Consider the following 25,801-nt stretch of genomic DNA (forward strand, 5'->3'; position numbering starts at 1 on the left):
GTTTCGCCCGGCCACACACTTGAACCCGGGGCAGGGATGCCTATCTCGGGGTCAGAGGACGACCTCCCCACCACGGGCAGATCATGCGGGACGACCCGCGTTGACAAGGGGTCATGTCATGGCATGGATCATGCTAGTTTTTGCCGGAATTCTCGAAATTGTCTGGGCGGGTGCGATGAAGCAATCCGCTGGTTTCACGCGGCTTTTGCCAACCGCGATCATGGGGATTTCCATGATCGGCTCGTTTGGTTTGCTGTCACTGGCGATGCGGGATCTGCCGCTGAGCACTGCTTACACGATCTGGGTCGGCATCGGCGCGGTTGGCGCGTTTCTGGTGGGCGTCACGGTGCTGGGTGAGGCGCTGACGCCCATGCGCCTGCTGGCAGCGGCGTTGATCATTGCCGGGATCGTGACGATGAAGCTGGCCTGATTGTGCGGCCCCGGCTCAGACGCTTTCCAGCGCCTCGATGATGCCCGAGAAATCCGCAGCTTTCAGGCTGGCCCCGCCGACCAGCGCGCCGTCTACGTTCGAAACACCGAAAATTTCGGTCGCATTGGACGGCTTGACCGAACCGCCATATAGCAACCGGACCGAGCGGCCGACGCCCTCGCCAAAACGGCGTTCCAGACGGGCGCGGATGAAATCATGGACCTCACCGATCTCTTCCAGCGTCGGAACCTTGCCGGTGCCGATGGCCCAGATCGGCTCGTAAGCGACGATCAGGTTCTCGCCGGTTGACTGGTCCGGGATCGAACCCGACATCTGCCCGCCGATGATGTCCAATGTGTTGGCGGCCTCGCGCTGTTCGAGGCTTTCGCCGACGCAGATGATGGCTTTCAGGCCTGCATCCATGACCGATCTGGCCTTGGCGCGCACGTCTTCGTTTTGCTCGCCATGATCCACGCGCCGTTCCGAATGGCCCAGAATGACTGCCGTGGCACCGGCGTCTTGCAGCATCTCGGCGCTGACATCACCGGTATGCGCGCCCGAGTGTTCTGCGTGGCAGTCCTGCCCGCCGACCGAGACGCCAGTACCCTCAACCATCTCGGCGGCGCGGTGCAACAGGGTGGCCGGGGGACAGATCAGAATATCGACCGAAGGCGAGGGGTGCTTGGCCGCAAGTTGCTTAAGCTCGGCAAGCGCTGCGCCGGTTCCGTTCATTTTCCAGTTTCCAGCCGCCAGCTTGCGCCGCATATCGAACTCTCCCTGCGAATTTGGTTGTTTGGGCCATCGGATAGCATCGATGATCGGACCTTACAATTGCGGTTGCAGTTCATATCTGTGACGGGCAGTTTCCGCGCTGAGTCTTCCGAGGATGCCATGATCGACAACCTTGATCTTGAAAAGCTGGACAACCGGGACCCGCAAGAGCTGGCACGCTTGCGGCAAGCCGTTGGACAGGTTGGGTTTTTGAAAGTGCGCAACACAGGGCTGACGCGGGAACGCATTCAGAACGTGATTGCTGCCTATTACGACTTTTTCCGCTTGCCCGAGCAGGACAAACGCGCTGTCGACATGGCTGTGACCGGTTCCAATCGGGGCTGGGGCGCGCCGCAGTCTGAGCAGGTTGATCCGACAGCCAATCCGGATTTCAAGGAAGTGTTCGATTGCGGGTATGAACTGCCTCAGGACAACCCATACCGCGCCCAGAACCTGAGCGTGTATGCCCCGAACCTGTGGCCCGAGGAACCAGAGCACTTTCAAGACACCATTCGCGCGTATTACGCCGATGCCTGCGATGTATCCATGCGGGTGTTGCGCGCGATTGCTGTCGCCTTGGGGCGGGACTCGAGCAGTTTTGATGCGGCCTTCGATACGCCAATGGCCCTGCTGCGCGGGAACTACTATCCCCAGCGGCCTGTCTGGGCCGGAGACAAAGACTTCGGCATTGGCGCGCATACCGATTACGGCTGTCTGACCTTGCTGGCCACCGACGGCACGTCCGGATTGGAAGTACGGATGCCCAATGGGGCGTGGGAGAAGGTTCAGGCCGAACCGGGTGTCTTTGTGATCAACTTCGGTGAGATGCTGGAGTTCTGGACCGCAGGCCGCGTCAAGGCGACCGAGCACCGGGTAATAGGCGGGTCCCACGAACGGATCTCGGTCCCGATGTTCTTCAACCCAACCTACGACACCAATGTCGCCCCGCCGGGGTCAGGGCAGGTGATTACCGCAGGTGATCACCTGACGAAACGTTTCAATGAAACCTATCTGCACCTGAAATCGGCTTAAGGCTGCGTTGACAGGCTTTCGTCAAACTTGATCGACTCGCCACAACCACAGGCATCGACCACATTGGGGTTTTTGAACTTGAACCCGGATTCCAGCAGCGAGACCTCGTAATCAATCTCGGTTCCGAACAGGAACATCTGCGCCATCGGGGCGATCATCACGCGCGCGCCGTCTTGCTCGACCACCTCGTCATGCGGATCGGCTTCGTCGACATAGTCCATGGTGTATTCCATGCCTGCACAGCCGCCTTTTTTCACACCGATACGCAGACCGGTATGACCGCCGGATTTCATCAGGCGGGTGATCTGCTCTGCAGCTTTGGGCGTAATGGTCACGGCCTGTTTGCCGGGAATGCCGAACATCTGTGTCTCCGTCGTCGCGCGTTACCGCTAATTTAGGGGCGTATCCCGGCAGGCTCAAGTCAGTGCGATTGGATGTTGTGAAATTTACCACCGGCTTGCGCGGGTTGCCTTGACGTGACGGATGCGCGTAGCCTGACCCAAGACAGTTTGCCAAAGTCGGCCAGAGATCAGATTACATTTGGGGAGTTATATTGAAATGAATGGGTTACGCGACAAAGCTAATGCAATTGTTTATACTGCCTTGATCGGCACCGCAGCCATGATCACGGCCATTCCCGCTTATGCGGATACAACACTCAAGCGGCATCCGATCAATTGTGCCACAGCCGAAGGGGATCTGCGGGCGATTGCATCGGAAAAGAAACACGCTCAGGACCAGCAACTGGAAAGCGTCGCCGCGATCACTCCGGCAGGTGCATTACTGGGTCTTGTGACCGGGACCGAGAACAAAAGACTGCAAATGCTGTCCGGCGACTACGTCAAAGAGCTGGACCAGCGGGCCGCGGACATCAAAGCGACCTGCGGTCTGAGTTAGGCCCCAGCGTATCCGAAAAAGAAAAGACCGCTCTCGGGCAAGAGCGGTCCAATTTCCGGGCCGGGGATGGGGGATGGCACAGTCGGTACCGGCCCATGCGCATGACAGAATTAAACCTTGGCGGTTGTCGACGCGCCGTATGTGTCCCGCAGAAATGTGACAGCGGGCCTACAGTTCGGTAACGGATGGATTAACCTTTTGTGACAATGCCTTAGGCGCGATCACATGAACCCGAGTTCAAGCCGGGCTTCGTCCGACATCATCTCCATGCCCCAGGGGGGCTCCCACGTCAGTTCAACGTCCACTTCTTTGATCCCCGGAACCGGTTCGATGGCTTCCATGATCCAGCCGGGCATATCGCCCGCAACCGGGCAGCCGGGCGCGGTCAGCGTCATGATCACCTTGACCGCGTTGTCGTCCTTGATGTCGATCGTATAGATCAGGCCGAGGTCATAGATATTGACAGGAATTTCAGGGTCATAGACCGTTCTGCACGCCTCGACCACCTGGTCGTAAAGGGGGTGTTCAATTGTCGAAGGTGCAATCAGCGGTGTGCCTTCTAAGTGTTCGCTCGGGTGCGTCATCTTCGCCTCGGGTCGGTTGCCTGAGTGATTATATAGGGAATGGCTGTGGCAGCGTCCAGTGCTGCAAAGGCTGCCGCGCGACCCTTGACGTTAGTCGTTGATATCATGCTCAAAGGTTTTCACCTGCCCGTGCGGGTGCGCAAAGGTTCGGCGCAGCCCCAGCCAGGCGATCAGCGACAGCACCGCGAAGATCAGCAGCACAACCGGCAGCGATGGGGCAAGCACCGGGATGAGCAGCAGCAGCCCGGTCACAGCGGCCCCGATGGCAAAGCCCAGAAATATAAAACCGGGCAGAACGATTTCGAGGATGCCGAGCGCCAAAGCGCCCGCCAACCAGATCCACCATGTCAGCCAGAAGGGGTCGGCCATCACTTGCCTCCTTTCAGCATCTTGAACGCATCGCCAAAGGCTTCCAGAGCATTTGCAGGCAAGACAATCGTTTGTTTGCCGGTGCCATTGCCCAGCGCGTTCAGCGATTCCACCTGTTTCAGCGCAACCTGATACTGCGCGGCCTCGATCCCGTTGTCCTGAATGGCCTTGGCGACGACGCCGGTGGCATATGCCTCGGCCTCGGCCTGGATGCGGCGGGCTTTGGCGGTTTGTTCTGCGGCATAAAGCTCGGCATCGGCCTGCAGTTCCACGGCGCGTTTCTGACCTTCGGCTTCGGTCACCTGCGCGCGGCGGGCGCGTTCGGCGTTCAACTGTTGAAGCATCGCGTCGCGGGTGGCCTGATCGAGGTTCACGTCCAGAATCTCGGCCCGGGTCACTTCGATGCCCCAGTCATCCACGGCGGTTTCGACGCTTTCCTGAATCTGAGCGATCAGCTGGGCGCGGTTCGACTGGACCTCATCCAGATCCATTTTACCGATCTCGGCGCGGACGATACCGGCAACGGTGGTGGCAATCGCGCCGTCCACGTCGCGGATACGGTACACGGTCTTTTCCGGCTCAAGAATTCGGTAGAAGACCGAGGTGTCGATCTGAACCAGCACGTTGTCCTTGGTGATCGCGTCTTGGGTGGCGTTGGGCAGCTGGCGTTCCAGAATGGATATCTTGTGGCGTGCAACATCCAGAAACGGAACGATAAAGTTAATGCCCGGTCCAAGCACAGAATGCAGGCGTCCGAACCTTTCAACCACGTATTTTTCGGATTGGGGAACGATCTTTATGCCTTTGAGCGTAACGATGACCACCAGAATGGCAGCCAAAAAGTAAATGGTATTCGACGAAAGCAATCCGATGATCTGCTCTTCTGTCATAACTGTCCTCTTTTATTGTGTACATTGGTATACATTAGGGGATTGAGTCGCCCGATTTCAACTCTGGTATGGCGTGAATGCAGGCGGTTGCAAATAGCGGTATGCCTCATTCGGACGGTTGCAAGCGGTGACAGTGATCGCTTTGCATCTGTGCCTGATTGCGCTATCGGAGCGGGATGAAACTGATTATCGACACAGACCCCGGTATCGACGATGCCATGGCCATCGCCTACGCCGCTGCCGCGCCCGAGATTGATCTGATCGGGCTGACCACTGTTTTTGGCAATACGCATGTCCACCAGTCCAGCCGAAACGCCCGGTTTCTGGTCGATAAGCTGGGTTTGGGAATTCCGGTCGCCCAAGGCGCGCCGTTTGCCCACGGGCAGGACAGCCACAGCCCGTCCGAGCATGTGCATGGTCCCGAGGGTTTTGGCGATTTGACCGATATTCCCGAGATCGGGCAGAACCACGACTTGTCCGCGGCCGAATTTCTGGCGGACATGGCGCGCCAGCATCGGGGTGAGCTGGTCGTCTGCGCCGTTGGTCCACTGACCAACATCGCCGACGCCATGAAGCTGGATGCCGAGTTCGCGCAGAACCTCAAGCGGTTGGTTGTCATGGGTGGCGCTGTCTATTGCCCCGGCAATATCACCGAACATGCCGAGGCGAATATCTACCACGACGCCAAGGCAGCCAATGCGGTGTTCGCCGCGCCACCAGAGACAGTGGTCGTAGGTTTGGATGTCACGCTGAAAACCCTGTACGAAACCGCAGATTTCGAGGCGCTGGCAGATCAGTCGCCCAATATGGGCGCATTCCTGCGCGATATTTCGCGGTTTTATCTGAAGTTCTACAAGGATATCGGCGGGTTGGAAGGCTGCGGCCTGCACGACTCGACCGCAGTAATCGCCTGCACCCATGATCATATGTTCGAGATCGTTCAGACCGGTTTGAACGTCACCACTGAAGGCGCTGCGCTGGGGGCCACGGTGCCACATGACGGTCGCCCAAAGGTCTCGGTCTGTCGGGATGTGGACGGGGCAGGGGTGGTGGATCTGTTTACGGCCCGCGTCGCCTCGTTGCCCTGACGGGTTGCAAAGCACCGGTGGATCGGGCAAAGCCTGCCCGGTTCCGCGATCAGAGACGATGATATGACCCAGCAGTTTTCTTTTGAGCTGAAAGCCACCGATGGCAAGGCCCGTACCGGCGTGATCAACACGCCAAGGGGCGAGGTGCGCACGCCGGCCTTCATGCCGGTCGGCACCGCGGCGACCGTCAAGGCGATGATGCCGGAAAGCGTGCGTGCAACCGGGGCGGATATTCTGCTGGGCAACACCTATCACCTGATGCTGCGTCCCACGGCCGAGCGGATTGACCGTCTGGGGGGCCTGCACAAATTCATGAATTGGGAGCGGCCCATTCTGACGGATTCGGGCGGGTTTCAGGTCATGTCGCTGGCCGGGCTGCGCAAGCTGACCGAGAAGGGCGTGACCTTCAAATCTCATGTGGATGGGTCCAAGCACGAACTCACGCCGGAACGCTCGATGGAAATCCAGCGCCTGCTGGGCTCGGACATTGTGATGTGTTTCGACGAATGCCCCTCGCTGCCCGCCGACCGGGAGCGGATTGCCGAGTCGATGCGCCTGTCGATGCGGTGGGCCGAGCGGTCGCGCGATGCGTTCGGGGATCGTCCGGGTCACGCGCTGTTTGGGATCATGCAGGGCGGTTTGGAACAGGATCTGCGGGAAGAAAGCGCCGAGGCGTTGAAAGCCATCGGTTTCGAAGGTTACGCCATTGGCGGTCTGGCCGTGGGTGAAGGGCAGGAGGCGATGTTTGACTGCCTCGACTATGCCCCCGATTTCCTGCCCACCGACAAGCCACGCTATCTGATGGGCGTGGGCAAGCCGGATGACATCGTCGGCGCGGTGGCGCGCGGTGTGGACATGATGGATTGCGTCCTACCGTCGCGCTCTGGCCGTACCGGACAGGTTTTCACCCGTCGTGGCGTGGTGAACATCAAAAACGCGCGGCATGCGGACGACCCGCGCCCACTGGATCAGGAATGCTCGTGCCCGGCCTGTTCGAATTATTCGCGCGCCTATCTGCATCATGTGTTCCGGTCGAACGAGATGATCTCGGGCATGTTGTTGACCTGGCACAACCTGCATTATTTCCAGGAGATCATGCAGGGCATGCGGGATGCCATCTCGGCCGGAAGCTTCGATGCGTGGCAGGCCGATTTCCATGCAACGCGCGCGCAGGGCGATATCGAGCCGCTATAGCCGTCCCGTTCGGGTGACAATTGCGTGGTTTTCAGGTAGTCTGAGGACACTTTAAGCAATGTTATTTTTAGTTCGTGACCCGGAGAGTTTTTATGTTTCGCCTTTCTCTCGGCGCAGCAATTTTCTGCGCGACACCTGTCATTTCAGATGTCTGGACCTTTGAAACCCCTTCCGAAAATATTCAGTGTTCGGTGGGCGAAGGCGCTGAGTCTTCTGATATCCAGTGCACGATAATCGAAAAGTCCGGCCAGCCCGCGTTACCTCGGCCTTCCGACTGCCAATCCGACTGGGGCCATGATTTCCTGATGTTCAATACCGGCCCCGTGGAAATGCTGTGCCAGCCGCTGAATCGAAACCGCGGCGGGTTTAACCGTGCGGAATATGGTGTCACGGGCCAGTTTGGTGGGTTTACCTGTAGCTCCTCGCGGAAAGGTCTGGAGTGTCGCAATCAGGACGGCCACGGGTTTTTCCTGTCCCGCGCCGTGCAGCGCGTGTTCTGATCTTTTTTGCCTGCGTATTTCTCACGCAGGGTGCGTTAATTTCGGTGGATATGTTTCCGGGACGCCTTGCAGTCCGGAAAACCTCGGGTCATGCTGCGCCAGAGACATGATGGTGAGGTTGAAATAGGGCGGTGACAGCCCCACCTTTAACCATCCAAGACAGGAGACGGCCAAGCGTTGCCTCAAGCAGGGACCAGAGCCGTCTTGCCAACGATAAGGATAGAGCATGCAAGAGCCTCTGAATTCCTCATACCCCGTCCTGCCGCTGCGCGACATTGTGGTTTTCCCGCATATGATCGTGCCGCTGTTCGTGGGCCGAGACAAATCGGTCCGCGCGCTGGAAGAGGTGATGCAGGATGATAAGCAAATTCTGTTGTCCAGCCAGATCGACCCCGGTGTCGATGATCCGGAAGTGGACGGCATCTATCAGGCTGGTGTTCTGGCCAACGTCCTGCAACTGCTGAAACTGCCCGACGGCACCGTCAAGGTGTTGGTCGAAGGACAGGCGCGTGTGCAGATCACGGAATTCCTTGAAAACGATCAGTTTTTCGAGGCGCGTGCCGAGTATCTGACCGAAATCCCGGGCGATGTGACCACCACACAGGCGCTGCTGCGCACTGTAGCGGATGAGTTCGAGCGCTACGCAAAAGTGCGCAAGAACATCCCCGAAGAGGCTCTGACCGCCGTTGGTGAAACCACCGAGCCTGCCAAGCTGGCCGATCTGGTGTCGGGTCATCTGGGTATTGAGGTTGAGCAAAAGCAGGAACTGCTTGAGACGCTCAGCGTCAGCGAACGGCTTGAGAAGGTCTATGGCCTGATGCAGGGCGAAATGTCGGTTCTGCAGGTCGAGAAAAAGATCAAGACCCGCGTCAAATCCCAGATGGAGAAGACGCAGCGCGAGTACTACCTGAATGAGCAGATGAAGGCCATTCAGAAGGAACTCGGCGATGGTGAGGACGGTTCGAACGAAGTCGCCGAGCTGGAAGCCAAGATCAACGAAACCAAGCTGTCGAAAGAGGCCCGCGAAAAGGCTGAAGGCGAGCTGAAAAAGCTTCGCAACATGAGCCCGATGTCGGCCGAAGCCACCGTCGTGCGCAACTATTTGGACTGGATTCTGTCGCTGCCGTGGGGCACCAAATCCCGCGTCAAAAAGGACTTGGGCCGCGCGCAGGACATTCTGGACGCTGATCACTATGGGCTTGAGAAAGTCAAAGAGCGGATCGTCGAATATCTGGCGGTTCAGCAGCGTTCGAAAAAGCTGAAAGGCCCGATCCTGTGCCTTGTTGGCCCTCCCGGTGTGGGTAAAACCTCGCTGGGTAAATCGGTTGCAAAAGCCACGGGGCGCGAGTTTATCCGCATCTCGCTGGGTGGTGTGCGCGACGAATCCGAGATCAGGGGCCACCGTCGCACCTATATCGGCTCAATGCCCGGCAAGATCATTCAGGCGCTGAAAAAGGCGAAAACCACGAACCCGCTTATCCTGCTCGATGAAATCGACAAGATGGGGCAGGACTTCCGTGGCGACCCGGCCTCGGCGATGCTGGAAGTGCTGGATCCGGAACAGAACAGCACGTTCATGGACCACTACCTTGAGGTCGAATATGACCTGTCCAACGTGATGTTCCTGACAACCTCGAACAGCTACAACATGCCGGGGCCTCTGCTGGATCGGATGGAAATCATCCCGCTGGCCGGTTACACCGAAGAGGAAAAGAGTGAGATCGCCAAGCAGCACTTGATCAGCAAGCAGGTCAAGAACCACGGTCTGAAAGCCAAAGAGTTCGAACTGACCGATGAGGCGCTGCAAAAGATCATCCGCACCTATACCCGCGAGGCGGGCGTGCGGAACCTTGAACGTGAAATCGCCAAGGTTGCGCGGAAATCGCTGACCAAGATCATCAAGAAAGAGGCGGAAACCGTGACGGTGACGCCGGACAATCTGGATGATTTCTTGGGTGTGCCGAAGTTCCGCTATGGCCTGGCCGAGCAGGACGACCAGATCGGCGTCGTGACCGGTCTGGCCTGGACGTCCGTGGGCGGTGATCTGCTGCATATCGAGGCGCTGAAACTGCCCGGCAAGGGTCGGATGAAGACCACCGGTAAGCTGGGCGATGTGATGAAGGAATCCATCGACGCGGCCTCGTCCTATGTGCGGTCGATCTCACCGAAGATCGGGGTGAAGCCGCCGCAGTTCGACAAGCTGGACATTCACGTCCACGTGCCGGATGGGGCAACGCCCAAGGACGGCCCCTCGGCGGGTCTGGCGATGGTGACCTCGATTGTCTCGGTCCTGACCGGCATTCCAGTGCGCAAGGACATTGCCATGACGGGCGAGGTTTCGTTGCGCGGCAATGCGATGCCCATCGGTGGTTTGAAAGAGAAACTGCTGGCGGCGCTGCGCGGTGGCATCAAGACGGTTCTGATCCCGGAAGAAAACGAAAAGGATCTGGCCGAGATTCCGGACAATGTGAAAGAAGGGCTGGAAATCATTCCCGTCAAACATGTCTCGGAAGTATTGAAACAAGCACTGGTGCGCGAGCCAGAGCCCATCGAATGGGACGAGGCCGCCGAGGAAGCTGCTGCCGCTGCGACAAAGGCTGCGGAAAACGCAGGCCCATCAGCGACGGCGCATTAAGCGTGCGGAAAAGATTGAAAAGGCGGGGCCGGACCCCGCCTTTTTTCGTTTCAGAACCCAATAATCGGTTTTTTGGGGTCCAGTATCTCTTCTTCCGCAATGTATTGTTGAAACTTTTCATCCCGTAGGGCGGACCGAACGGCGAGGGCGAAAACTACCGCCGAGAACAGGGTGCAGAGTACAATGTCCCACCCGAACGGAATTTGCTTCAGCGCGCCGTCACCGAACTGACCGAGGTAAGAGATCAGGCCGATGCCCGCCAGATAGGGCACCAGCCACAGCGCCTCGGTCACGTCCATCTCATCCAGCCGACCCCGGAACCGGACCAAAAGCAGGACCATCCCTGCAATCAGCGCAATGCCCAGCCGCCATACGGTGTCCCAGCCGCTCCAATAGACGACCAGAGTTGCAACGGCAAAGGCGGTGACGGCCACCAGTTTGACGGCGGGGATGCGGATGGATCTGGGGTGGTCGGGCATCAAGCGGCGCAGGCAGACAACGGCGATTGGACCCACTGCGAAGGACAAGACAATTGCGGCCCCGTTCAGGGCGATGACCGTGGTAAAGGGCACCGTCAGCAGAAACACAATGCCGATCACAAAATTCAGCGCCAGTGCCCAAAGCGGCACGCCAAACGTGGACAGAATCGTCAAGCGCTGCGGCAGGAACCCGTTCTTGGACAGGGCGAGCGCGATGCGGGCGTTCGATCCGGTCGCAACCAGCCCGTTACCGAAGGGGCCGATGACCGACCCAACATTCAGCAAGCTTAGAAACCAGACCATCCCGACGGACATGATGACAGCGTCCAACGGACCTTCGCCGCCGAAATTCAGGCTGCTCCATCCGTTTTTCAGCATGACGGGGTCAAGCGCGCCGATGAATGCGACTTGCAGGCCCAGATAGATGGCAGCGCACAGGATGATCGACAGGATCAGCGCGGCGGGAATATCGAATTTCGGGTTCCGAACCTCTCCGGCCATGTCGACCACGTGGCGGAAGCCGATGAACGAAAAGATCACCCCTCCAGTCGATACAGCGGCCATGATGCCTTGCAGGCCGTAAGGTGCGAATCCGTCGGGGTGTGAGAAGTTCTGCGCGTCAAACCGGCTGGCGATCAAAAGCACCGACAGCACAATCGGAATTGCAACCTTGGCCCATGTCAGCGCGGCGTTGACCTGGGTGAAGAACTTGACGCCCAAGGCGTTGATGGCCACGAACAGCAGCATGAAGAACAGGGCCACTGCAATACCCGCGCCGGTCAGATCTCCGGTCGCTGCGGTGTGGAGCCACGGGGCGTAGGGGGCCAGGTATTTCAACATTGCCTCGACTTCGATCGGGGCCGTGGTGTTGTAGCCGATCCAGGCCGTCCAGCCCATCGCCATCGACACGATGTTGCCGTGCGAGAACTGTGGTACGCGGGCGATGCCGCCGGGGATCGGTAGCATGGCCGAAATCTCGGCGAATGTAATGGCAAGGATGAACATCGCTACCGCGCCAATGATCCATGACAGGATCGCAGCAGGGCCTGCGTGTTGCACCGCCAGCAACGGCCCAAACAGCCATCCTGACCCGATGATTCCGCCGACTGAAATGAAGGTCAGACCCACAAGGCCAATATCCCGCTTCAGTTTGGCCATGCGTATCCTCTTGTTCACGCGCCGTTAATTCAGCGATTGTGAAAAGGATACGCAGTTACAACGCCCGGTGGCAAGCTGGGTGGAGTCACACGATTGGAAAGTGGAATGGTGGGTGATAAGAGATTTGAACTCCTGACATCTTCGATGTGAACGAAGCGCTCTACCACTGAGCTAATCACCCATAGGGCGGCCTCTTACCGCAGGTCTTGGTGCTCTGCAAGGGCGGGAAGATCAGTTTTCCCGGCTAACATGCGCAAAACGGAAGGCCCCGGAAAACCGGGGCCCTGGTGTTTTACAGACCGGGCAGGCCAGGCAGTTTGGCCAGAACGCCGCGACGGCCAAATGTCGTGCCGCGATCGTTGCCAAAGTTCACACGAACGCCGACGCCCACATAGGCCTCGTTCGAGCTGCCGGAAACCAGCGGGGATGAGATATGTGCGACGCCGATATTGCCATAAACTTCGGCGTTGTCAGCGGCGGCATAGGTGGCGCCGATTGCAAACAGGTTGTAATCCAACGCACCGACAAAGTTGTCGACAATGTCCCAGCTTGCGGTGAAGTCCCAGCGGTCACTCAGTTCGGTTTTGGCCGAAACTCCGAAGATTGTTCCGTCCAGACCAGAGACGTTGCTCAGTTCCTGGCGACCGATATAACCTTCGATCTCTGCCGGGCCTGCGTCGAAGCCACCCTCGATTCCGAAAAAGTCGAAATCAGCATCTTCCAACTTTTCCTGACCGTAGAACGCACCAAACGACGCGTTGCCGCTGGTGTGCAAGTTGGCGTGCAGTGTCCAGTTCGTTGCGGTTTCGCCGAGGTCCTGAAAACGATAGCCGCCCAGATCCAACTGGGCGCTGAACGCGCGGGTGAAGGCCAGTTCAGCCGCCCCGTTCAGGTTGTAGACGTCACCAAAATCGGTGTCGGTGAAGGTTGAATACCCCAGATCAAGATAACCGCCTGTAAGTTCGACGGCCTGCACCGCGCCGGTCGACAGAGTTGCTGACAGCGCGCTGTAGATAAAGAGTTTTTTCAAGATTATGCTCCGCTCTTTTTTTGTTGGCCGGGCCCCGGAATGTGGCCCTTTTTGCGCGCGCAGCATTAGGTTGATTCTGCTTTGCGGTGTATTGATTCACTTGAATTAACTGGTGCTGTTGCCGGGGTGTCACATTGAGGGTGAAGCATGCTGTTTCTGTGCGGAAATCCACGGACAACCGCGTGCCATTTGACCGTATCCAGAAAACTGACGCCGCCGCCCGGACAGCGGCATGCGTAAAATTCTGGAATTCGGAAAAAACTTCAAAACGCCGCTTGACGATGCCGGGGCGGGGCCATAATACACCCCAACGTTCAGAGCGAACGTGCAGCGGGCGGTTGTAGCTCAGTTGGTTAGAGTACCGGCCTGTCACGCCGGGGGTCGCGGGTTCGAGCCCCGTCAACCGCGCCATCGCTGCAATCCTTGGTCCAGGATAAAGGCCATGAAAATAGATGCGCGGTTGTAGCTCAGTTGGTTAGAGTACCGGCCTGTCACGCCGGGGGTCGCGGGTTCGAGCCCCGTCAACCGCGCCATTTTCTTCTTTAGTTTCCACCTCAGGCCATCAGCAATTGCCCAGCAAGGCCCAACTGCGTCGCGCCTTGTCAGTAGGTGTCGGCAATAATTGGTTCGTTCACACTTTGTTCTAACTTTTCTGTTGGAGACTCAGCGCCGCTCGCCTATTTCTAGGACACTTGTCTGGTTGGGGGCCTGAATGGCTGAGCTGAAGAACATCGAAGTGCGCGGCGCGCGCGAGCATAACCTGAAAGGGATCGACGTCGATATACCACGGGATCAGCTGGTGGTGATCACCGGTCTGTCCGGCTCGGGCAAATCTTCGCTGGCGTTTGACACGATCTATGCCGAAGGCCAGCGCCGCTATGTCGAAAGCCTGTCGGCCTATGCGCGTCAGTTCCTGGACATGATGGAAAAGCCGGATGTGGATCACATCAGCGGCCTGTCCCCGGCGATTTCCATCGAACAGAAAACCACATCGAAGAACCCACGTTCCACCGTGGGTACGGTGACCGAGATTTACGACTATATGCGCTTGCTCTTTGCGCGCGCAGGAACGCCTTACAGCCCCGCCACCGGCCTGCCGATTGAGGCGCAGCAGGTGCAGGACATGGTTGACCGGATCATGATGATGGAGGAGGGGACGCGCGGCTACCTGCTGGCCCCTATCGTGCGCGACCGGAAGGGTGAGTATAAGAAAGAATTTCTGGAACTGCGCAAACAGGGCTTCCAGCGTGTGAAAGTTGACGGCGAATTCTACGAGTTGGATGAGCCTCCGACGCTGGACAAGAAATTCCGTCACGACATCGACGTTGTGGTCGACCGTCTGGTCGTGCGCGAAGGGATGGAAACCCGGCTGGCCGACAGCCTGCGCACGGCCTTGGATTTGGCGGATGGGATCGCGATTCTGGAAACCGCCCCGCGCGAGGGTGATCCGGAACGCATTACGTTCAGTGAGAATTTTGCTTGCCCGGTCAGTGGTTTCACCATTCCCGAAATCGAACCACGCCTGTTCTCATTCAATGCTCCTTTCGGGGCATGCCCGGATTGTGACGGTTTGGGGGTCGAGCTGTTCTTTGACGAACGCCTCGTCGTACCGGATCAGACATTGAAGCTGTACGATGGTGCCTTGGCCCCATGGCGCAAAGGGAAGTCCCCGTATTTCCTGCAAACCATCGAGGCCATCGCGCGGCATTATGAGTTCGACAAGAACACGCCGTGGAAGGATCTTCCGTCAAAGGTGCAGCAGGTTTTCCTGCGCGGCTCGGGCGATGAGGAAATCCAGTTCCGCTATGACGAAGGCGGGCGGGTCTATCAGGTCACGCGCAGTTTTGAGGGCGTGATACCGAACATGGAACGCCGCTATCGCGAAACCGACAGCGCGTGGATTCGCGAGGAATTCGAACGGTACCAAAACAACCGCCCCTGCGGCACCTGCGAAGGCTACCGCCTGCGCCCCGAGGCGTTGGCAGTAAAGATTGCGGGCCTGCACGTGGGTCAGGTGGTCGAGATGTCGATCCGCGAGGCGCTGGCCTGGGTTGAGGATGCGCCGAACCATCTGAGCGTGCAGAAGAACGAGATCGCGCGCGCCATCCTCAAGGAAATCCGCGAACGTCTTGGATTCCTGAATAACGTTGGTTTGGAATACCTTACGCTGTCACGTTCAAGTGGCACACTGTCCGGAGGGGAAAGTCAGCGTATCCGCTTGGCCAGCCAGATCGGCTCGGGCTTGACGGGTGTTCTGTATGTGCTGGACGAGCCATCCATCGGTTTGCACCAGCGCGACAATGATCGCCTGCTGGGTACGCTCAAGAACCTGCGAGATCAGGGGAACACGGTGATCGTCGTAGAACATGACGAGGAAGCCATTCGCGAGGCGGACTATGTGTTCGACATTGGCCCCGGCGCGGGTGTGCATGGCGGGCAGGTGGTCAGTAAAGGAACGCCTGCGGAAATCACGGCTGACGCCGCTTCGATCACGGGTCAATATCTGGCCGGCACGCGAGAGATTTCGGTGCCGACCGAACGGCGCAAAGGTAACAAAAAGAAGGTTTCGGTTGTCAAAGCGACGGGAAACAACCTGAAGAATGTGACCGCCGATTTTCCACTGGGTAAATTCGTCTGTGTGACCGGCGTGTCCGGAGGCGGCAAATCCACGCTGACCATCGAGACGCTGTTCAAAACCGCCTCGATGCGTCTGAACGGTGCGCGTCAGACACCCGCGCCGTGCGAGACCATCAAGGGGCTGGAGTTTCTGGACAAGGTCATCGACATTGACCAACGGCCCATCGGACGGACTCCGCGTTCGAATCCAGCGACTTACACGGGGGCCTTCACCCCGATCCGTGACTGGTTTGCTGGCCTCCCCGAGGCGAAGGCGCGCGGGTACAAGCCGGGGCGGTTCAGCTTTAACGTCAAAGGTGGCCGTTGCGAGGCGTGTCAGGGGGATGGTGTCATCAAGATCGAGATGCACTTCCTTCCCGATGTCTACGTGACCTGCGAGACCTGCAAGGGCGCGCGCTACAACCGCGAGACGCTGGAGATCAAGTTCAAGGGCAAGTCCATCGCCGACGTGCTGGACATGACGGTAGAGGACGCGCAGGAGTTCTTCAAAGCCGTGCCGTCGATCCGCGACAAGATGGATGCGCTGGCGCGTGTGGGGCTGGGCTATATCAAGGTCGGTCAACAGGCCACGACCCTGTCAGGGGGCGAGGCGCAGCGGGTGAAGCTGTCGAAAGAGCTCAGCAAACGTTCCACCGGGCGCACCTTGTATATTCTGGATGAACCGACCACGGGTCTGCATTTCGAAGACGTGCGCAAGCTGTTGGAAGTGCTGCATGAATTGGTCGATCAGGGAAATACGGTTGTTGTAATCGAACACAATCTGGACGTGGTGAAAACCGCCGACCATATCATCGATATCGGCCCCGAAGGCGGTGACGGTGGTGGTGAGATTGTCGCGACCGGCACCCCGGAAGAGGTGGCCGAGGTCGAGCGCAGCCACACCGGGCGGTATCTGAAACAGATGCTTGATGCAAAGGCGGTTGCCGCCGAGTAGCCCGCTCACGCATACTGCCAGGAATACGTCTATTGGGGACGGCGCCTGGCAAATCGGCGGTGTCGGTGCGTCCAACGCGAACGGAGGTCGCATGGCCGATCCAGATCCGACCGTGTTCACCTCGGCATCCTTACCCGGCTCAATTGCACAGCGGCTGAGGCATTTGCAGGATCTGCCGGATGGTTTGGTCGAGCATCGGCAGGGCCAAATCGGTCAGGTGGTCGTTGCAAAGAGCGGGAGCGAGCTGTTTCTGGTGTTTTGCCCCAGCGGAGTTCCTCTGACCAACGACGCGCTCAGCGGAGTCATGTCGCGCATTGATCTGACAAACCCGCTGACTCTGACCGGTGGTTATACGCAGGCGATGCTGTTGTGCCTTGCTTTCGTGCCTCGGCCCGAGCGCGTCTATGTCATGGGCGGTGGCGGTGGGCGGGTGCCCACGGTTCTTCATGCGCTGCTCGATGATGTCATGATCACCGGCTCGGAGATTGATCGGGAAGTTCTTGACCTGTCATACCGGTATTTCGGTCTGAAAGACGGTCCGCGCCTGCGGATTTCCTGCGCCGACGGCAGCTTGCATTTGGCCGAACAGTTGGACGCGCAATTCGACCACATCTATCTGGATTGCTTCGCGGCGGACGGGCGTGTGCCGCAGTCCTTGTCCACGCCCGCGTTCTTTGAAATGTGCGCAAGCAAGCTAAGGCCCCGGGGCGTGGTCTGCATGAATCTCGTGGACAGCGACCCTCGGCTGTCTGAGCAGAAAGCGGACTTTCAGGCGGTTTTTGCAGATGCCTGCATGGTTGAAGTCGAGGGCACGCATGTTCTGTTCGGATGCAAAGAGGCGTATGCCGATCCGGACAGTGTTTCGGCATCCGCGCGCGCGCTGCAAACGCGGATGCCGTTTGGGTTTGATTTGTCCGAATACGCAGATCGGCTTTGTATCTTATCCCAAGACGAAAGTTAGATCAGCCGCGACCGCGTTTCTCGAATCGAGGCAGCATGGCACTGAAATCCATACCATTCCCGTCTTCACCTTCGACGAATTGTTCGTACAACGCCGTTGCGGCTTGCCCCATCGGGGTATCCGCATCGGCGCTTTCGGCGGCTTGTTGGCTCAGGCGCAGGTCTTTCAGCATCAGTTCGGCGGCAAAACCGGGTTGGTAGCCGTTATCCGCAGGGCTGGTTGGGCCAACGCCGGGGGCGGGGCAATAGGCGTTCATGGTCCAGCTATAGCCGGAGGACGTGCTGACGACGTCGAACATTTTCTGACGGTCCAGACCCAGCTTGTCAGCCAATGCAAAGGCTTCGCAGGTTGCGATCATGGTGACGCCGAGGATCATGTTGTTGCAGATCTTGGCCGCTTGACCGGCCCCGGCTTCGCCGCAGTGCACTGCCTTTTGCCCCATGATCTCGAACAGGGGGGCGGCTTTGGCAAAGGCGTCTTCGGATCCACCGGCCATGAAGGTCAGCGTACCTGCCGAGGCGCCTCCGATCCCGCCCGAAACAGGTGCATCGACGGAGAGCAGCCCGGCCGCTTTAGCCTGATCAGCGACGGCGCGGGCGCTGTCGACATCGACGGTTGAACAGTCGATCAGAGCGGCACCGGATTGCATATGGGGGATGATCTGATCGGCGACGGCGCGCAGGATGGCCCCGTTCGGCAGCATGGTGATGACGGCGTCCGCGTCCGCTACGGCCTCGGCAGCTGTCTGAACGTTGGCGACACCGTCCACGCTGACCCCAGCGGTATCAAAACCGCGCACCGTGTGACCGGCTTTGGCCAGATTGGCGGCCATGGGCGCGCCCATATTGCCCAGCCCGATGAACCCGATTTGCATGTCTTACTCCTCCTCGAATGTCAGGGCGTTCTTGCCCAGCGGCTGCAACATCTTCGACACCGCGACCGCTGGCACGGTCATATCCGCATATTGCCAGCGGGGATTGCGATCTTTGTCGATGATCTGCGCCCGGATGCCTTCCAGAAAATCACCATGTTGCATGGCGCGGAAGGTGAAACGGTATTCCATTTCCAGCGCCCGGCGCATGGTCAGAGACTCTCCGCGCAGGCGGTGCAGCATTTCCACCGTGCAGGCCGCCGACAGCGGCGCGTTCCGTTCCAGCTTGGCCTGCGCCTTCACCGCGAATTCGGAACCACTGCTCCGCAAGTTGGTGAGAATATCGCCGAGTGTCTCACCATCGAAGGTGCTGTCAATTTCGGGTTGCAGACCGGCAAGTTCACCGTTGGGCGGCGTGGCGGCATGTTCGCCAATCAGATCGGCGCTGCCGGACGCCTCCAGCATGTCGATCAGATCAGCCCATTGATCCTGCGGAATGAAATGATCGGCGAACCCGGCAAGGATCGCATCAGCGGGGCCCATGCGGTGCCCGGTGATGCCCAGAAACTCACCCAATCGACCGGGGGCCAGCGCCAACATCAGCGTGCCGCCGACATCGGGAACCAGCCCGATGGAGCATTCGGGCATCGCGATCTGAGAGCTTTCGCCGACAACCCGGTGGCTGCCGTGGCAGCCGATTCCGACGCCGCCGCCCATGGTGAAGCCTTGCAGGAAGCTGATGACAGGTTTGGGGTATTCGAAGATCAGGGCGTTCAGCCGGTATTCGTCGCGCCAGAATGTCTGACCATAGGCGAAGTCGCCCTGGACTCCGGTCTGGTAAAGTTCAGCAATGTCCCCTCCTGCGCAAAAGGCCTTGTCGCCTTCGGCGTCGAAGATGATCAGATCGACCGCATCATCCTCGCGCCAGTTGCGCAGGGCTGTGTCGATGGCCATGCACATATCATAGGTCAGCGCATTCAGCGCCTTGGGTCGGGTCAGGGTGATGCGCCCAGCGCGGCCGGTTGTGCGGATGTCGATGTCAGACATGTAACCTTTAGCCTTGTGCAATCATCTGGCGCGCGACGATCACGCGCATGATCTCGTTCGTGCCTTCCAATATCTGATGCACCCGCAGATCACGCACAAGCTTTTCGATGCCGTAATCGGCCAGATAGCCGTAGCCGCCGTGCAGTTGCAGGCACTGATCGACGACCTTCGATCCGGTCTCGGTCACGAATTTCTTGGCCATGGCGCAGAATTTGGTCGCATCCGGAGCGCCTTGATCCAGTTTCCAGGCCGCTTGGCGCAGAAAAGTGCGGGCGGCCTGCAGCTCGATCTCCATATCCGCCAGGCGGAATTGCAGGGCCTGGAACTGGTCGATGGATTGGCCAAAGGCTTTGCGTTCGGACATGTATTGCAGGGTCATGTCCAGCCCGGCCTGTGCCGCGCCCAAGGAACAAGAGGCGATGTTCAGACGCCCGCCATCCAGACCCTTCATGGCGTATTTGAACCCGTCGCCTTCAACGCCGACCAGATTGCCGGATGGAATTTTGCAGTCGTCGAACTGTACCTGCGCGGTGGGTTGGCTTTTCCAGCCCATCTTTTGTTCCAACGCACCAAAGCTGAGGCCGGGTGTTCCGTCTTCAACATAGACGGTCGAAATACCCTTTGGGCCGTCCTGACCGGTACGCACCATGCAAACATAGGCGTCCGAATATCCTCCGCCGGAAATAAAGGCCTTTGACCCGTTCAGCGTGTACCCTTCATTCGTGCGTTCGGCGCGGGTTTTCAGCGCGGCCGCGTCCGAGCCTGAGCCCGGTTCGGTCAGGCAGTAGCTGAGCACTGTGTTCAGGCTCAGCACGTTTGGCATAACTTGGGATTTGAGGTCGTCGCTGGCAAAGCTGTCCAGCATCTTGGCGCACATGTTGTGGATCGACAGAAAGGCCGCGACCGAAGGGCAGGCCATCGACAAGGCCTCGAACACCAGTGTCGCGTCCAACCGGGTCAGACCCGAACCGCCGCTATCCTCGGACACGTATAGCGCGCCGAATCCAAGTTCCCCGATCTTGGGCCACAAGTCCTTTGGAATGGTGCCGTCGCTTTCCCATTGGCGCGCGAATGGGGCGATGTTTTCCTGCCCAAACGCATATGCCATATCGAAGATGGCTGTCTGTTCCTCGGTCAGCCCGAAATCCATGGCGTACCCTCCCGCAGGTAAAGAATTGAACGCTTGTTTATTTCGCAATCGTTACAGAAATTTTGCAAGATCAGCAATCGTTCGCGGGCTGCGCGGCGACTACGCGCCGCAGGGTCACAGATCGGCGTGAAACTCTTCGATCAAATGGCGAACGACCGCCTGACCGGGGTCCTCGCCTTTGGCAACAGCTTCGGCATGCGCGCGCCGTTGACGTGTGGCCGAGGTCCCGTTTTCGGCAATCTGCCGCAATCGCGCGAGTTCGGTCATGGTGCCCAGCGCCTCGGCATCTTCGGCCAGCATGCCCATAAGTTCGCCCATAAGTTCGGCCATCGGTTTGATCGAGCGATCCCCGAAATCGATCAGCCCTTCGCCAACCCCATAGCGCTGCGCGCGCCACCGGTTTTCACTGATCAGGAACCGATCATACTGACGCCACCGCAGGTTTCGCGCCTTTAGGCGGCACAGCATTCGGGTCAGGGCCTGCACCAGGGCCGCCAGCGACAGCGTATGTTCCAGCCGGGGTTGCACATCCATGATGCGGGTTTCCAGCGTCGGAAACCGGTGCGAGGGGCGCAGGTCCCACCAGATTTTTGAGGTATCCTCGATCACGCCCAATTCGACCAGAACGCCGGTGGTGCGCTCGTATTCGGACCAGCTGTTATAGTCAGGCGGCAGCCCAGTGCGCGGCAGGTTGTCGAAGACGGTCAGGCGGTAGGAGGACAGGCCCGTATCCTCTCCGTTCCAGAAGGGCGAGGATGTGGACAGCGCCAGAAGGTGAGGCAGAAAGTAGCAGAGCTGGGGCATCAGGTCAGCCCGCAGCGCCGGGTCCTCGACCCCTACATGAACGTGCATTCCGCAGATCAGCATCCGTCGCGCAACACCACCCAATGCATGTTGCAGGGCATCGTAGCGTTCCTTCCGGGTGTGGTGCTGATCCTTCCAATTGGCGAACGGGTGGCAGGATACCGCAATCGGGCTGAGGTTATATGCGGCGGCGTGTTTCGACACACAAGATCGCAGCCGTTTCAGATCCTCACGCGCGCCTTTGATCGTGGTATGAGGGCGCGTGCCGACCTCGATCTGGCATTGCAGGAATTCGGGACTGACTTGACCTTCGAAATCGGCCTGGCAGGCTTCCATCAGGGCGGCGGGGGCTTCGGTCAGTTGCAGGCTGTCGCGGTCAACCAGCAGATATTCTTCTTCAATGCCCAGCGTGAAATCCTGCTGCATACACGGACCTCCCTTTGTTTTACGATCTCAGTGAATACGGAAATCGGCGTTTTGCCAAGGGTTTGCCGTTCTGCCGCTTGCGAAGGCCCATGCCGGAAAGGTATGGAAATGCAGAAAGCCACCGAACCGGAGCGACGCGCGTGAAACTCAGAAAATTCCCGAAGATCAACGAAGCGCTTGATGAGTTGGGGGTGAAACTGATCGACAAGGCCGCCGAACAGGACGAACGCGCACGGCTTGAAGCGTTCGAGCGGGCAGGGGGGCTGACCAAACCGGCATACACTCTGTCACCGGGGATGGAGGGGTTCGATATCGAGCCGCTGAAACAGGAGTTTGCGGAACACCGCGACGCCTTGGCCGCTCTGAAAGACCCCACGCGCAATCAGACCGGTTATCGCCTCGGCAATGGCTACTATGACAGCCCTGACGCGGATGCGCTGTACCTGATGATCCGAAGGTTTCAGCCAAGACAGGTTATCGAGGTCGGCTGCGGAAATTCGACCCGCGTCACACGTCAGGCGATCATCGATGGTGGGTTGGAAACCAAGATCACGGCCATCGACCCGTATCCCCGGGCGGATATTGCGCATGTGGTGGACGCGTTCGAACAGAAACGGCTGGAAGATGTGGACCCCGCGCTGTTCGACCAATTGGAGGCCGGCGATGTCCTGTTCATCGATTCCAGCCATGTTGTTCGGATGTCGAACGATGTCGCGCACCTGTTCTGCCGCATCATTCCCAGCCTGAAACCGGGTGTTGTCATCCACGTGCATGATGTTTTTTTGCCCTATGAATATCCCAAGCGGTTCTTCTATGACTGCCCCGGCTGGGGGGAACAGTACATGTTGCACGCTTTGCTGCAATCTGGCGCGTTTTCAATGCTTTGGCCGGGATACTACCTGCAACAGGAGCGTCCGGATGCCGTCGAAGCCTTGCCCTTTTTGAAAGAGGGTCGCGCCCAGAGTATCTGGGTTCAGATCAAGGAACAGTGATCTCAAAGTGATCCGGTGTGACAAAAGGCCCGTACCCCTTTCCATAACAAGCTGGAGAGGAGAAGACAGCCATGTTTCGTCGCACGTTTATGGGCGCTGCCGCCGCACTCGCATTTGCCATGCCGCTGAAGGCCCAGGCTGCTGACATTGTCGATACCGCAGTATCTGCCGGATCGTTCACCACCCTGGTCGCAGCCGTTCAGGCGGCTGGTCTGGTCGATACGCTGAAGGGCAATGGCCCGTTCACCGTGTTTGCGCCGACGGATGAGGCGTTTGCAGCATTGCCCGAGGGGACTGTCGAAAGCCTCTTGCTGCCCGAGAACAAGGATCAGCTGGTTGAGATTCTGACCTATCACGTGGTTCCGGCCAAGGTGATGTCGGGCGATATCGCTGGCAAGCGCGCGAAGGTTCTGACCGTGCAGGGCGACCGTCTGAGCGTGAATGCGCGCAACGGCGTGAAGGTCAACGGTGCCGAAGTTGTTCAGGCCGATATCGAGGCCAGCAATGGCGTGATCCACGTGGTCGATGCGGTGATCCTGCCGGAATAAGCGCCACGACCGCACAAAACAAAAGCCCCGGTCCTGATGGCCGGGGCTTTCGTGTAACTGATGATCAGATCAGACCAGACGCACCTGCGTGCCGATCTGGACCAGCGGATACAGCTCTTCCACATGCTGGTTATACAGTCCGATGCAACCGGATGAGCTCTGACGACCGATTTTGCGCGTATCATGGGTGCCGTGCACCAGATAGGCGGGCCAGTCCAGATACATGGCGCGGGTGCCCAACGGGTTGCCCGGATCGCCGCCATCCATCCGGACAGGCAGCGAAGGATCGCGTTCCCGCATCGACGCGGTCGGTGTCCAACTTGGATTTTCGGCCTTGCGCACAACTTTGGTGTAGCCGCGCTTGGTCAGTTCTTCGCTCATCGGTACAGAACTTGGATACAGCTTATAGGTCCCGTCAGGACCCCAGTAATGTACGGCGCGACTGGTGATGTCGGCCAGCAGGCAGCCCGAGCCAAGCTCGTCAAAGTGATCCTGCCAGTTCTGCTGAGAGAACGAGGATACATTGCGGCGCACCGGCAACTGCGTGCTGATCGCGTCTTCGGTCTGCGGGAAGGCATCCGTGCTTTGCGCGCGTACAAGCGCGGGCGTTGCCAGAACGGACGCGACCCCCAAAAGGGCCGAGCGGCGGGTCATACGGGAATTGGACAAAACGGCCTCCGATATTTTTGAACTGCTCGATCAAAAAATTTGAGAGTAAATTATTTGTGCAGGATGCGAATTTCCAGCCTGTGAAACCTGAATTTATCGTGAAGGTGCGGGTTTTCTGGGGCATTGGCGAGTCTTTGCCACAAAAAACCCGGCCAAATGGGCCGGGCTTGAGGGTGTCATGGCTCAGATCAGTCCATGGCTTTGAAATTGAACTCGCCACCTTCCTTGATGCCCGACGGCCAGCGGGCCGTCACGGTCTTGGTGCGCGTGTAGAACTTGAAGCTGTCCGGTCCGTGCTGGTTCAGGTCCCCGAACATGGATTTCTTCCAGCCGCCAAAGGTGTGGTAGGCCAGCGGCACCGGGATGGGAACGTTGATGCCGATCATGCCGATGTTGACCCGGTTGGCAAAGTCACGCGCTGTGTCCCCGTCGCGGGTGAAGATCGCGGTGCCATTGCCATATTCGTGGTCCATCGCCAGCTTTAACGCCTCTTCATACGACTCTGCGCGCACGGTCGACAGGACGGGGCCAAAGATCTCTTGTTTGTAGATGTCCATATCGGGTGTCACATGGTCGAACAGGTGCGGCCCGACAAAGAAGCCGTCCTCATACCCCTGAAGGCTGAAATCGCGGTTGTCCACGACCAGCTTTGCGCCCTGTTCCACACCTGAGTTGATCAGGCCGAGAATACGTTCCTTTGACGCGGCGGTCACGACCGGACCCATGTCAACGTCATCGCCTGCGGTGTAGGGGCCGACCTTCAGCTTTTCGACGCGCGGCACCAGCTTTTCGATCAACGCGTCGGCGGTATCCTGACCCACGGGAACCGCAACCGAAACGGCCATGCACCGTTCACCCGCCGCGCCAAATCCTGCACCGACCAAGGCGTCGGCAGCCTGATCCAGATCCGCATCGGGCATCACGATCATATGGTTCTTGGCGCCGCCAAAGCACTGTGCGCGTTTCCCGTTCGCGGTGGCGCGGGAATAGATATACTGCGCGATCGGGGTCGAGCCCACAAATGACACACCTTGAATGATCTCGCTATCAAGGATGGTGTCGACCGCCTCCTTGTCGCCATTGACGACCTGGAAGACGCCTTTCGGCAGACCTGCCTCGACGAACAGTTCCGCCAGCATCAGGGGAACCGACGGGTCACGTTCAGACGGCTTCAGAACCACGGCGTTCCCGCAGGCAAGCGCCGGACCGACATGCCACAAGGGCATCATGGCGGGAAAGTTGAAGGGCATGATCGAGCCCACAACGCCCAGCGGCTGACGCATCGAATACATGTCGATGCCGGGGCCTGCGCTGTCGGTGAACTCTCCTTTCAGCATTTGCGGCGCGCCGATGCAGTATTCGATCACTTCCAATCCACGCTGCAGATCCCCCTTGGCATCCGGGATGGTCTTGCCGTGCTCGCGGCTGAGCGCCTCGGCCAGCTTGTCCATGTCGCGGTTCATCAGATGCACCATCGCCATCATCACGCGCGCCCGCTTTTGCGGGTTGGTCGCGCCCCATGCGGGTTGCGCAATCGCGGCTTGTTCAATGGCGGCCGTCGTTTCAGCGGCGCTGGCCATCGGGCATTTGTATTGCACTTCGCCCGTTGCAGGGTTGAAGACGTCGTCAAACCGGCCTGACGTGCCGGCCACTTGCGCGCCATTCAGGAAATGAGTCAGGTCTTGCATTGATATCTCCTCCGAAC

The 25,801-nt window shown here is 58.8% G+C and carries 24 protein-coding genes and 3 tRNA genes; 13 read left to right on the forward strand and 14 right to left on the reverse strand.

The window, feature by feature from the left end; translation table 11 throughout:
• Window positions 1–118 precede the first annotated feature (118 nt).
• Complete coding sequence (locus tag ACR0C9_RS05245) at window positions 119–430, forward strand: DMT family transporter (protein WP_170450956.1); 312 nt, start codon at window positions 119–121, stop codon at window positions 428–430.
• Window positions 431–445: 15 nt separating this feature from the next.
• On the opposite strand, the gene tpiA is transcribed toward ACR0C9_RS05245, so the two are convergent.
• A complete protein-coding gene (gene tpiA / locus ACR0C9_RS05250; RefSeq protein ID WP_480581376.1) occupies window positions 446–1,195 on the reverse strand; it encodes a triose-phosphate isomerase in 750 nt (249 codons plus the stop codon).
• A 126-nt stretch (window positions 1,196–1,321) separates the two neighbouring features.
• Here tpiA and ACR0C9_RS05255 point away from each other — a divergent pair, with 126 nt between their 5' ends.
• The gene (locus ACR0C9_RS05255) at window positions 1,322–2,233 is read left to right on the forward strand and encodes an isopenicillin N synthase family dioxygenase (protein ID WP_480780692.1); all 912 of its coding nucleotides are present in this window, start codon (window positions 1,322–1,324) and stop codon (window positions 2,231–2,233) included.
• Here ACR0C9_RS05255 and ACR0C9_RS05260 read toward each other — a convergent pair.
• Window positions 2,230–2,595, reverse strand: coding sequence for a HesB/IscA family protein (locus ACR0C9_RS05260; RefSeq protein WP_480780539.1), 366 nt, complete (start codon window positions 2,593–2,595; stop codon window positions 2,230–2,232). The genes ACR0C9_RS05255 and ACR0C9_RS05260 overlap by 4 nt on opposite strands.
• 196 nt (window positions 2,596–2,791) lie before the next feature.
• Between ACR0C9_RS05260 and ACR0C9_RS05265 the strand changes: the two genes are divergently transcribed.
• The gene (locus ACR0C9_RS05265) at window positions 2,792–3,130 is read left to right on the forward strand and encodes a hypothetical protein (protein WP_480780540.1); all 339 of its coding nucleotides are present in this window, start codon (window positions 2,792–2,794) and stop codon (window positions 3,128–3,130) included.
• A 221-nt stretch (window positions 3,131–3,351) separates the two neighbouring features.
• Here the strand turns inward: ACR0C9_RS05265 and ACR0C9_RS05270 are convergent, their stop codons facing one another.
• The 3 genes from ACR0C9_RS05270 to ACR0C9_RS05280 form a co-directional block, all read right to left on the reverse strand.
• Window positions 3,352–3,714, reverse strand: a complete 363-nt coding sequence (locus ACR0C9_RS05270) for an SUF system Fe-S cluster assembly protein (RefSeq protein WP_170450947.1) — start codon at window positions 3,712–3,714, stop codon at window positions 3,352–3,354.
• A gap of 90 nt (window positions 3,715–3,804) precedes the next feature.
• A complete protein-coding gene (locus tag ACR0C9_RS05275; protein ID WP_480780541.1) occupies window positions 3,805–4,083 on the reverse strand; it encodes an NfeD family protein in 279 nt (92 codons plus the stop codon).
• Window positions 4,083–4,973, reverse strand: a complete 891-nt coding sequence (locus tag ACR0C9_RS05280; RefSeq protein WP_480780542.1) for an SPFH domain-containing protein — start codon at window positions 4,971–4,973, stop codon at window positions 4,083–4,085. Before ACR0C9_RS05280 ends, ACR0C9_RS05275 begins: the two co-directional genes overlap by 1 nt.
• 176 nt (window positions 4,974–5,149) lie before the next feature.
• Here ACR0C9_RS05280 and ACR0C9_RS05285 point away from each other — a divergent pair, with 176 nt between their 5' ends.
• The 4 genes from ACR0C9_RS05285 to lon all read left to right on the forward strand — a co-directional run bounded on the left by ACR0C9_RS05285 (window position 5,150) and on the right by lon (window position 10,390).
• Complete coding sequence (locus ACR0C9_RS05285; RefSeq protein WP_170450941.1) at window positions 5,150–6,061, forward strand: nucleoside hydrolase; 912 nt, start codon at window positions 5,150–5,152, stop codon at window positions 6,059–6,061.
• Window positions 6,062–6,124: 63 nt separating this feature from the next.
• A complete protein-coding gene (tgt, locus tag ACR0C9_RS05290; protein WP_170450938.1) occupies window positions 6,125–7,255 on the forward strand; it encodes a tRNA guanosine(34) transglycosylase Tgt in 1,131 nt (376 codons plus the stop codon).
• A gap of 74 nt (window positions 7,256–7,329) precedes the next feature.
• Complete coding sequence (locus ACR0C9_RS05295; RefSeq protein WP_480780543.1) at window positions 7,330–7,755, forward strand: DUF6636 domain-containing protein; 426 nt, start codon at window positions 7,330–7,332, stop codon at window positions 7,753–7,755.
• 226 nt (window positions 7,756–7,981) lie between these two features.
• On the forward strand, window positions 7,982–10,390 hold the full coding sequence (lon, locus tag ACR0C9_RS05300; protein WP_480625966.1) for an endopeptidase La: 2,409 nt from the start codon (window positions 7,982–7,984) through the stop codon (window positions 10,388–10,390).
• 50 nt (window positions 10,391–10,440) lie between these two features.
• Here lon and ACR0C9_RS05305 read toward each other — a convergent pair whose 3' ends face one another.
• From ACR0C9_RS05305 to ACR0C9_RS05315, 3 genes are all read right to left on the reverse strand, one after another.
• Window positions 10,441–12,027 carry an APC family permease gene (locus ACR0C9_RS05305; protein ID WP_480780544.1) on the reverse strand — a complete coding sequence of 529 codons (1,587 nt, stop codon included), beginning with the start codon at window positions 12,025–12,027 and terminating at the stop codon, window positions 10,441–10,443.
• Window positions 12,028–12,133: 106 nt separating this feature from the next.
• Window positions 12,134–12,208, reverse strand: a tRNA-Val gene (locus ACR0C9_RS05310).
• Window positions 12,209–12,319: 111 nt separating this feature from the next.
• On the reverse strand, window positions 12,320–13,057 hold the full coding sequence (locus ACR0C9_RS05315) for a porin (RefSeq protein ID WP_480780545.1): 738 nt from the start codon (window positions 13,055–13,057) through the stop codon (window positions 12,320–12,322).
• Window positions 13,058–13,391: 334 nt separating this feature from the next.
• Here ACR0C9_RS05315 and ACR0C9_RS05320 point away from each other — a divergent pair.
• From ACR0C9_RS05320 to ACR0C9_RS05335, 4 genes are all read left to right on the forward strand, one after another.
• Window positions 13,392–13,468 (forward strand) — tRNA-Asp (locus ACR0C9_RS05320).
• Window positions 13,469–13,513: 45 nt separating this feature from the next.
• Window positions 13,514–13,590, forward strand: a tRNA-Asp gene (locus tag ACR0C9_RS05325).
• 179 nt (window positions 13,591–13,769) lie between these two features.
• A complete protein-coding gene (gene uvrA, locus ACR0C9_RS05330; protein ID WP_480625969.1) occupies window positions 13,770–16,628 on the forward strand; it encodes an excinuclease ABC subunit UvrA in 2,859 nt (952 codons plus the stop codon).
• A 91-nt stretch (window positions 16,629–16,719) separates the two neighbouring features.
• Window positions 16,720–17,589, forward strand: a complete 870-nt coding sequence (locus ACR0C9_RS05335) for a fused MFS/spermidine synthase (protein ID WP_480780546.1) — start codon at window positions 16,720–16,722, stop codon at window positions 17,587–17,589.
• 1 nt (window position 17,590) lies between these two features.
• Here the strand turns inward: ACR0C9_RS05335 and mmsB are convergent, their stop codons facing one another.
• The 4 genes from mmsB to ACR0C9_RS05355 all read right to left on the reverse strand — a co-directional run bounded on the left by mmsB (window position 17,591) and on the right by ACR0C9_RS05355 (window position 21,887).
• Window positions 17,591–18,463, reverse strand: coding sequence for a 3-hydroxyisobutyrate dehydrogenase (gene mmsB, locus ACR0C9_RS05340; protein WP_480780547.1), 873 nt, complete (start codon window positions 18,461–18,463; stop codon window positions 17,591–17,593).
• 3 nt (window positions 18,464–18,466) lie between these two features.
• Window positions 18,467–19,507: an enoyl-CoA hydratase/isomerase family protein gene (locus tag ACR0C9_RS05345; RefSeq protein ID WP_480780548.1), complete on the reverse strand. Its 1,041-nt coding sequence runs from the start codon at window positions 19,505–19,507 to the stop codon at window positions 18,467–18,469.
• 7 nt (window positions 19,508–19,514) lie between these two features.
• Window positions 19,515–20,657: an acyl-CoA dehydrogenase family protein gene (locus ACR0C9_RS05350; RefSeq protein WP_480581353.1), complete on the reverse strand. Its 1,143-nt coding sequence runs from the start codon at window positions 20,655–20,657 to the stop codon at window positions 19,515–19,517.
• 114 nt (window positions 20,658–20,771) lie between these two features.
• On the reverse strand, window positions 20,772–21,887 hold the full coding sequence (locus ACR0C9_RS05355; protein WP_170734676.1) for a carboxylate-amine ligase: 1,116 nt from the start codon (window positions 21,885–21,887) through the stop codon (window positions 20,772–20,774).
• A gap of 140 nt (window positions 21,888–22,027) precedes the next feature.
• Here ACR0C9_RS05355 and ACR0C9_RS05360 point away from each other — a divergent pair, with 140 nt between their 5' ends.
• Window positions 22,028–22,879, forward strand: a complete 852-nt coding sequence (locus ACR0C9_RS05360) for a class I SAM-dependent methyltransferase (protein WP_170621750.1) — start codon at window positions 22,028–22,030, stop codon at window positions 22,877–22,879.
• Window positions 22,880–22,950: 71 nt separating this feature from the next.
• Entirely contained in the window at window positions 22,951–23,427 is a 477-nt protein-coding gene (locus ACR0C9_RS05365) for a fasciclin domain-containing protein (RefSeq protein WP_170450914.1), read from the forward strand.
• A 69-nt stretch (window positions 23,428–23,496) separates the two neighbouring features.
• On the opposite strand, the gene ACR0C9_RS05370 is transcribed toward ACR0C9_RS05365, so the two are convergent.
• Both ACR0C9_RS05370 and ACR0C9_RS05375 read right to left on the reverse strand, forming a co-directional pair.
• Window positions 23,497–24,081, reverse strand: a complete 585-nt coding sequence (locus ACR0C9_RS05370) for a L,D-transpeptidase (RefSeq protein WP_170453041.1) — start codon at window positions 24,079–24,081, stop codon at window positions 23,497–23,499.
• 203 nt (window positions 24,082–24,284) lie between these two features.
• Window positions 24,285–25,784: a CoA-acylating methylmalonate-semialdehyde dehydrogenase gene (locus tag ACR0C9_RS05375; protein ID WP_170450912.1), complete on the reverse strand. Its 1,500-nt coding sequence runs from the start codon at window positions 25,782–25,784 to the stop codon at window positions 24,285–24,287.
• Window positions 25,785–25,801: the final 17 nt, after the last annotated feature.

The sequence above is a fragment of the Ruegeria sp. C12 genome (assembly GCF_056537745.1).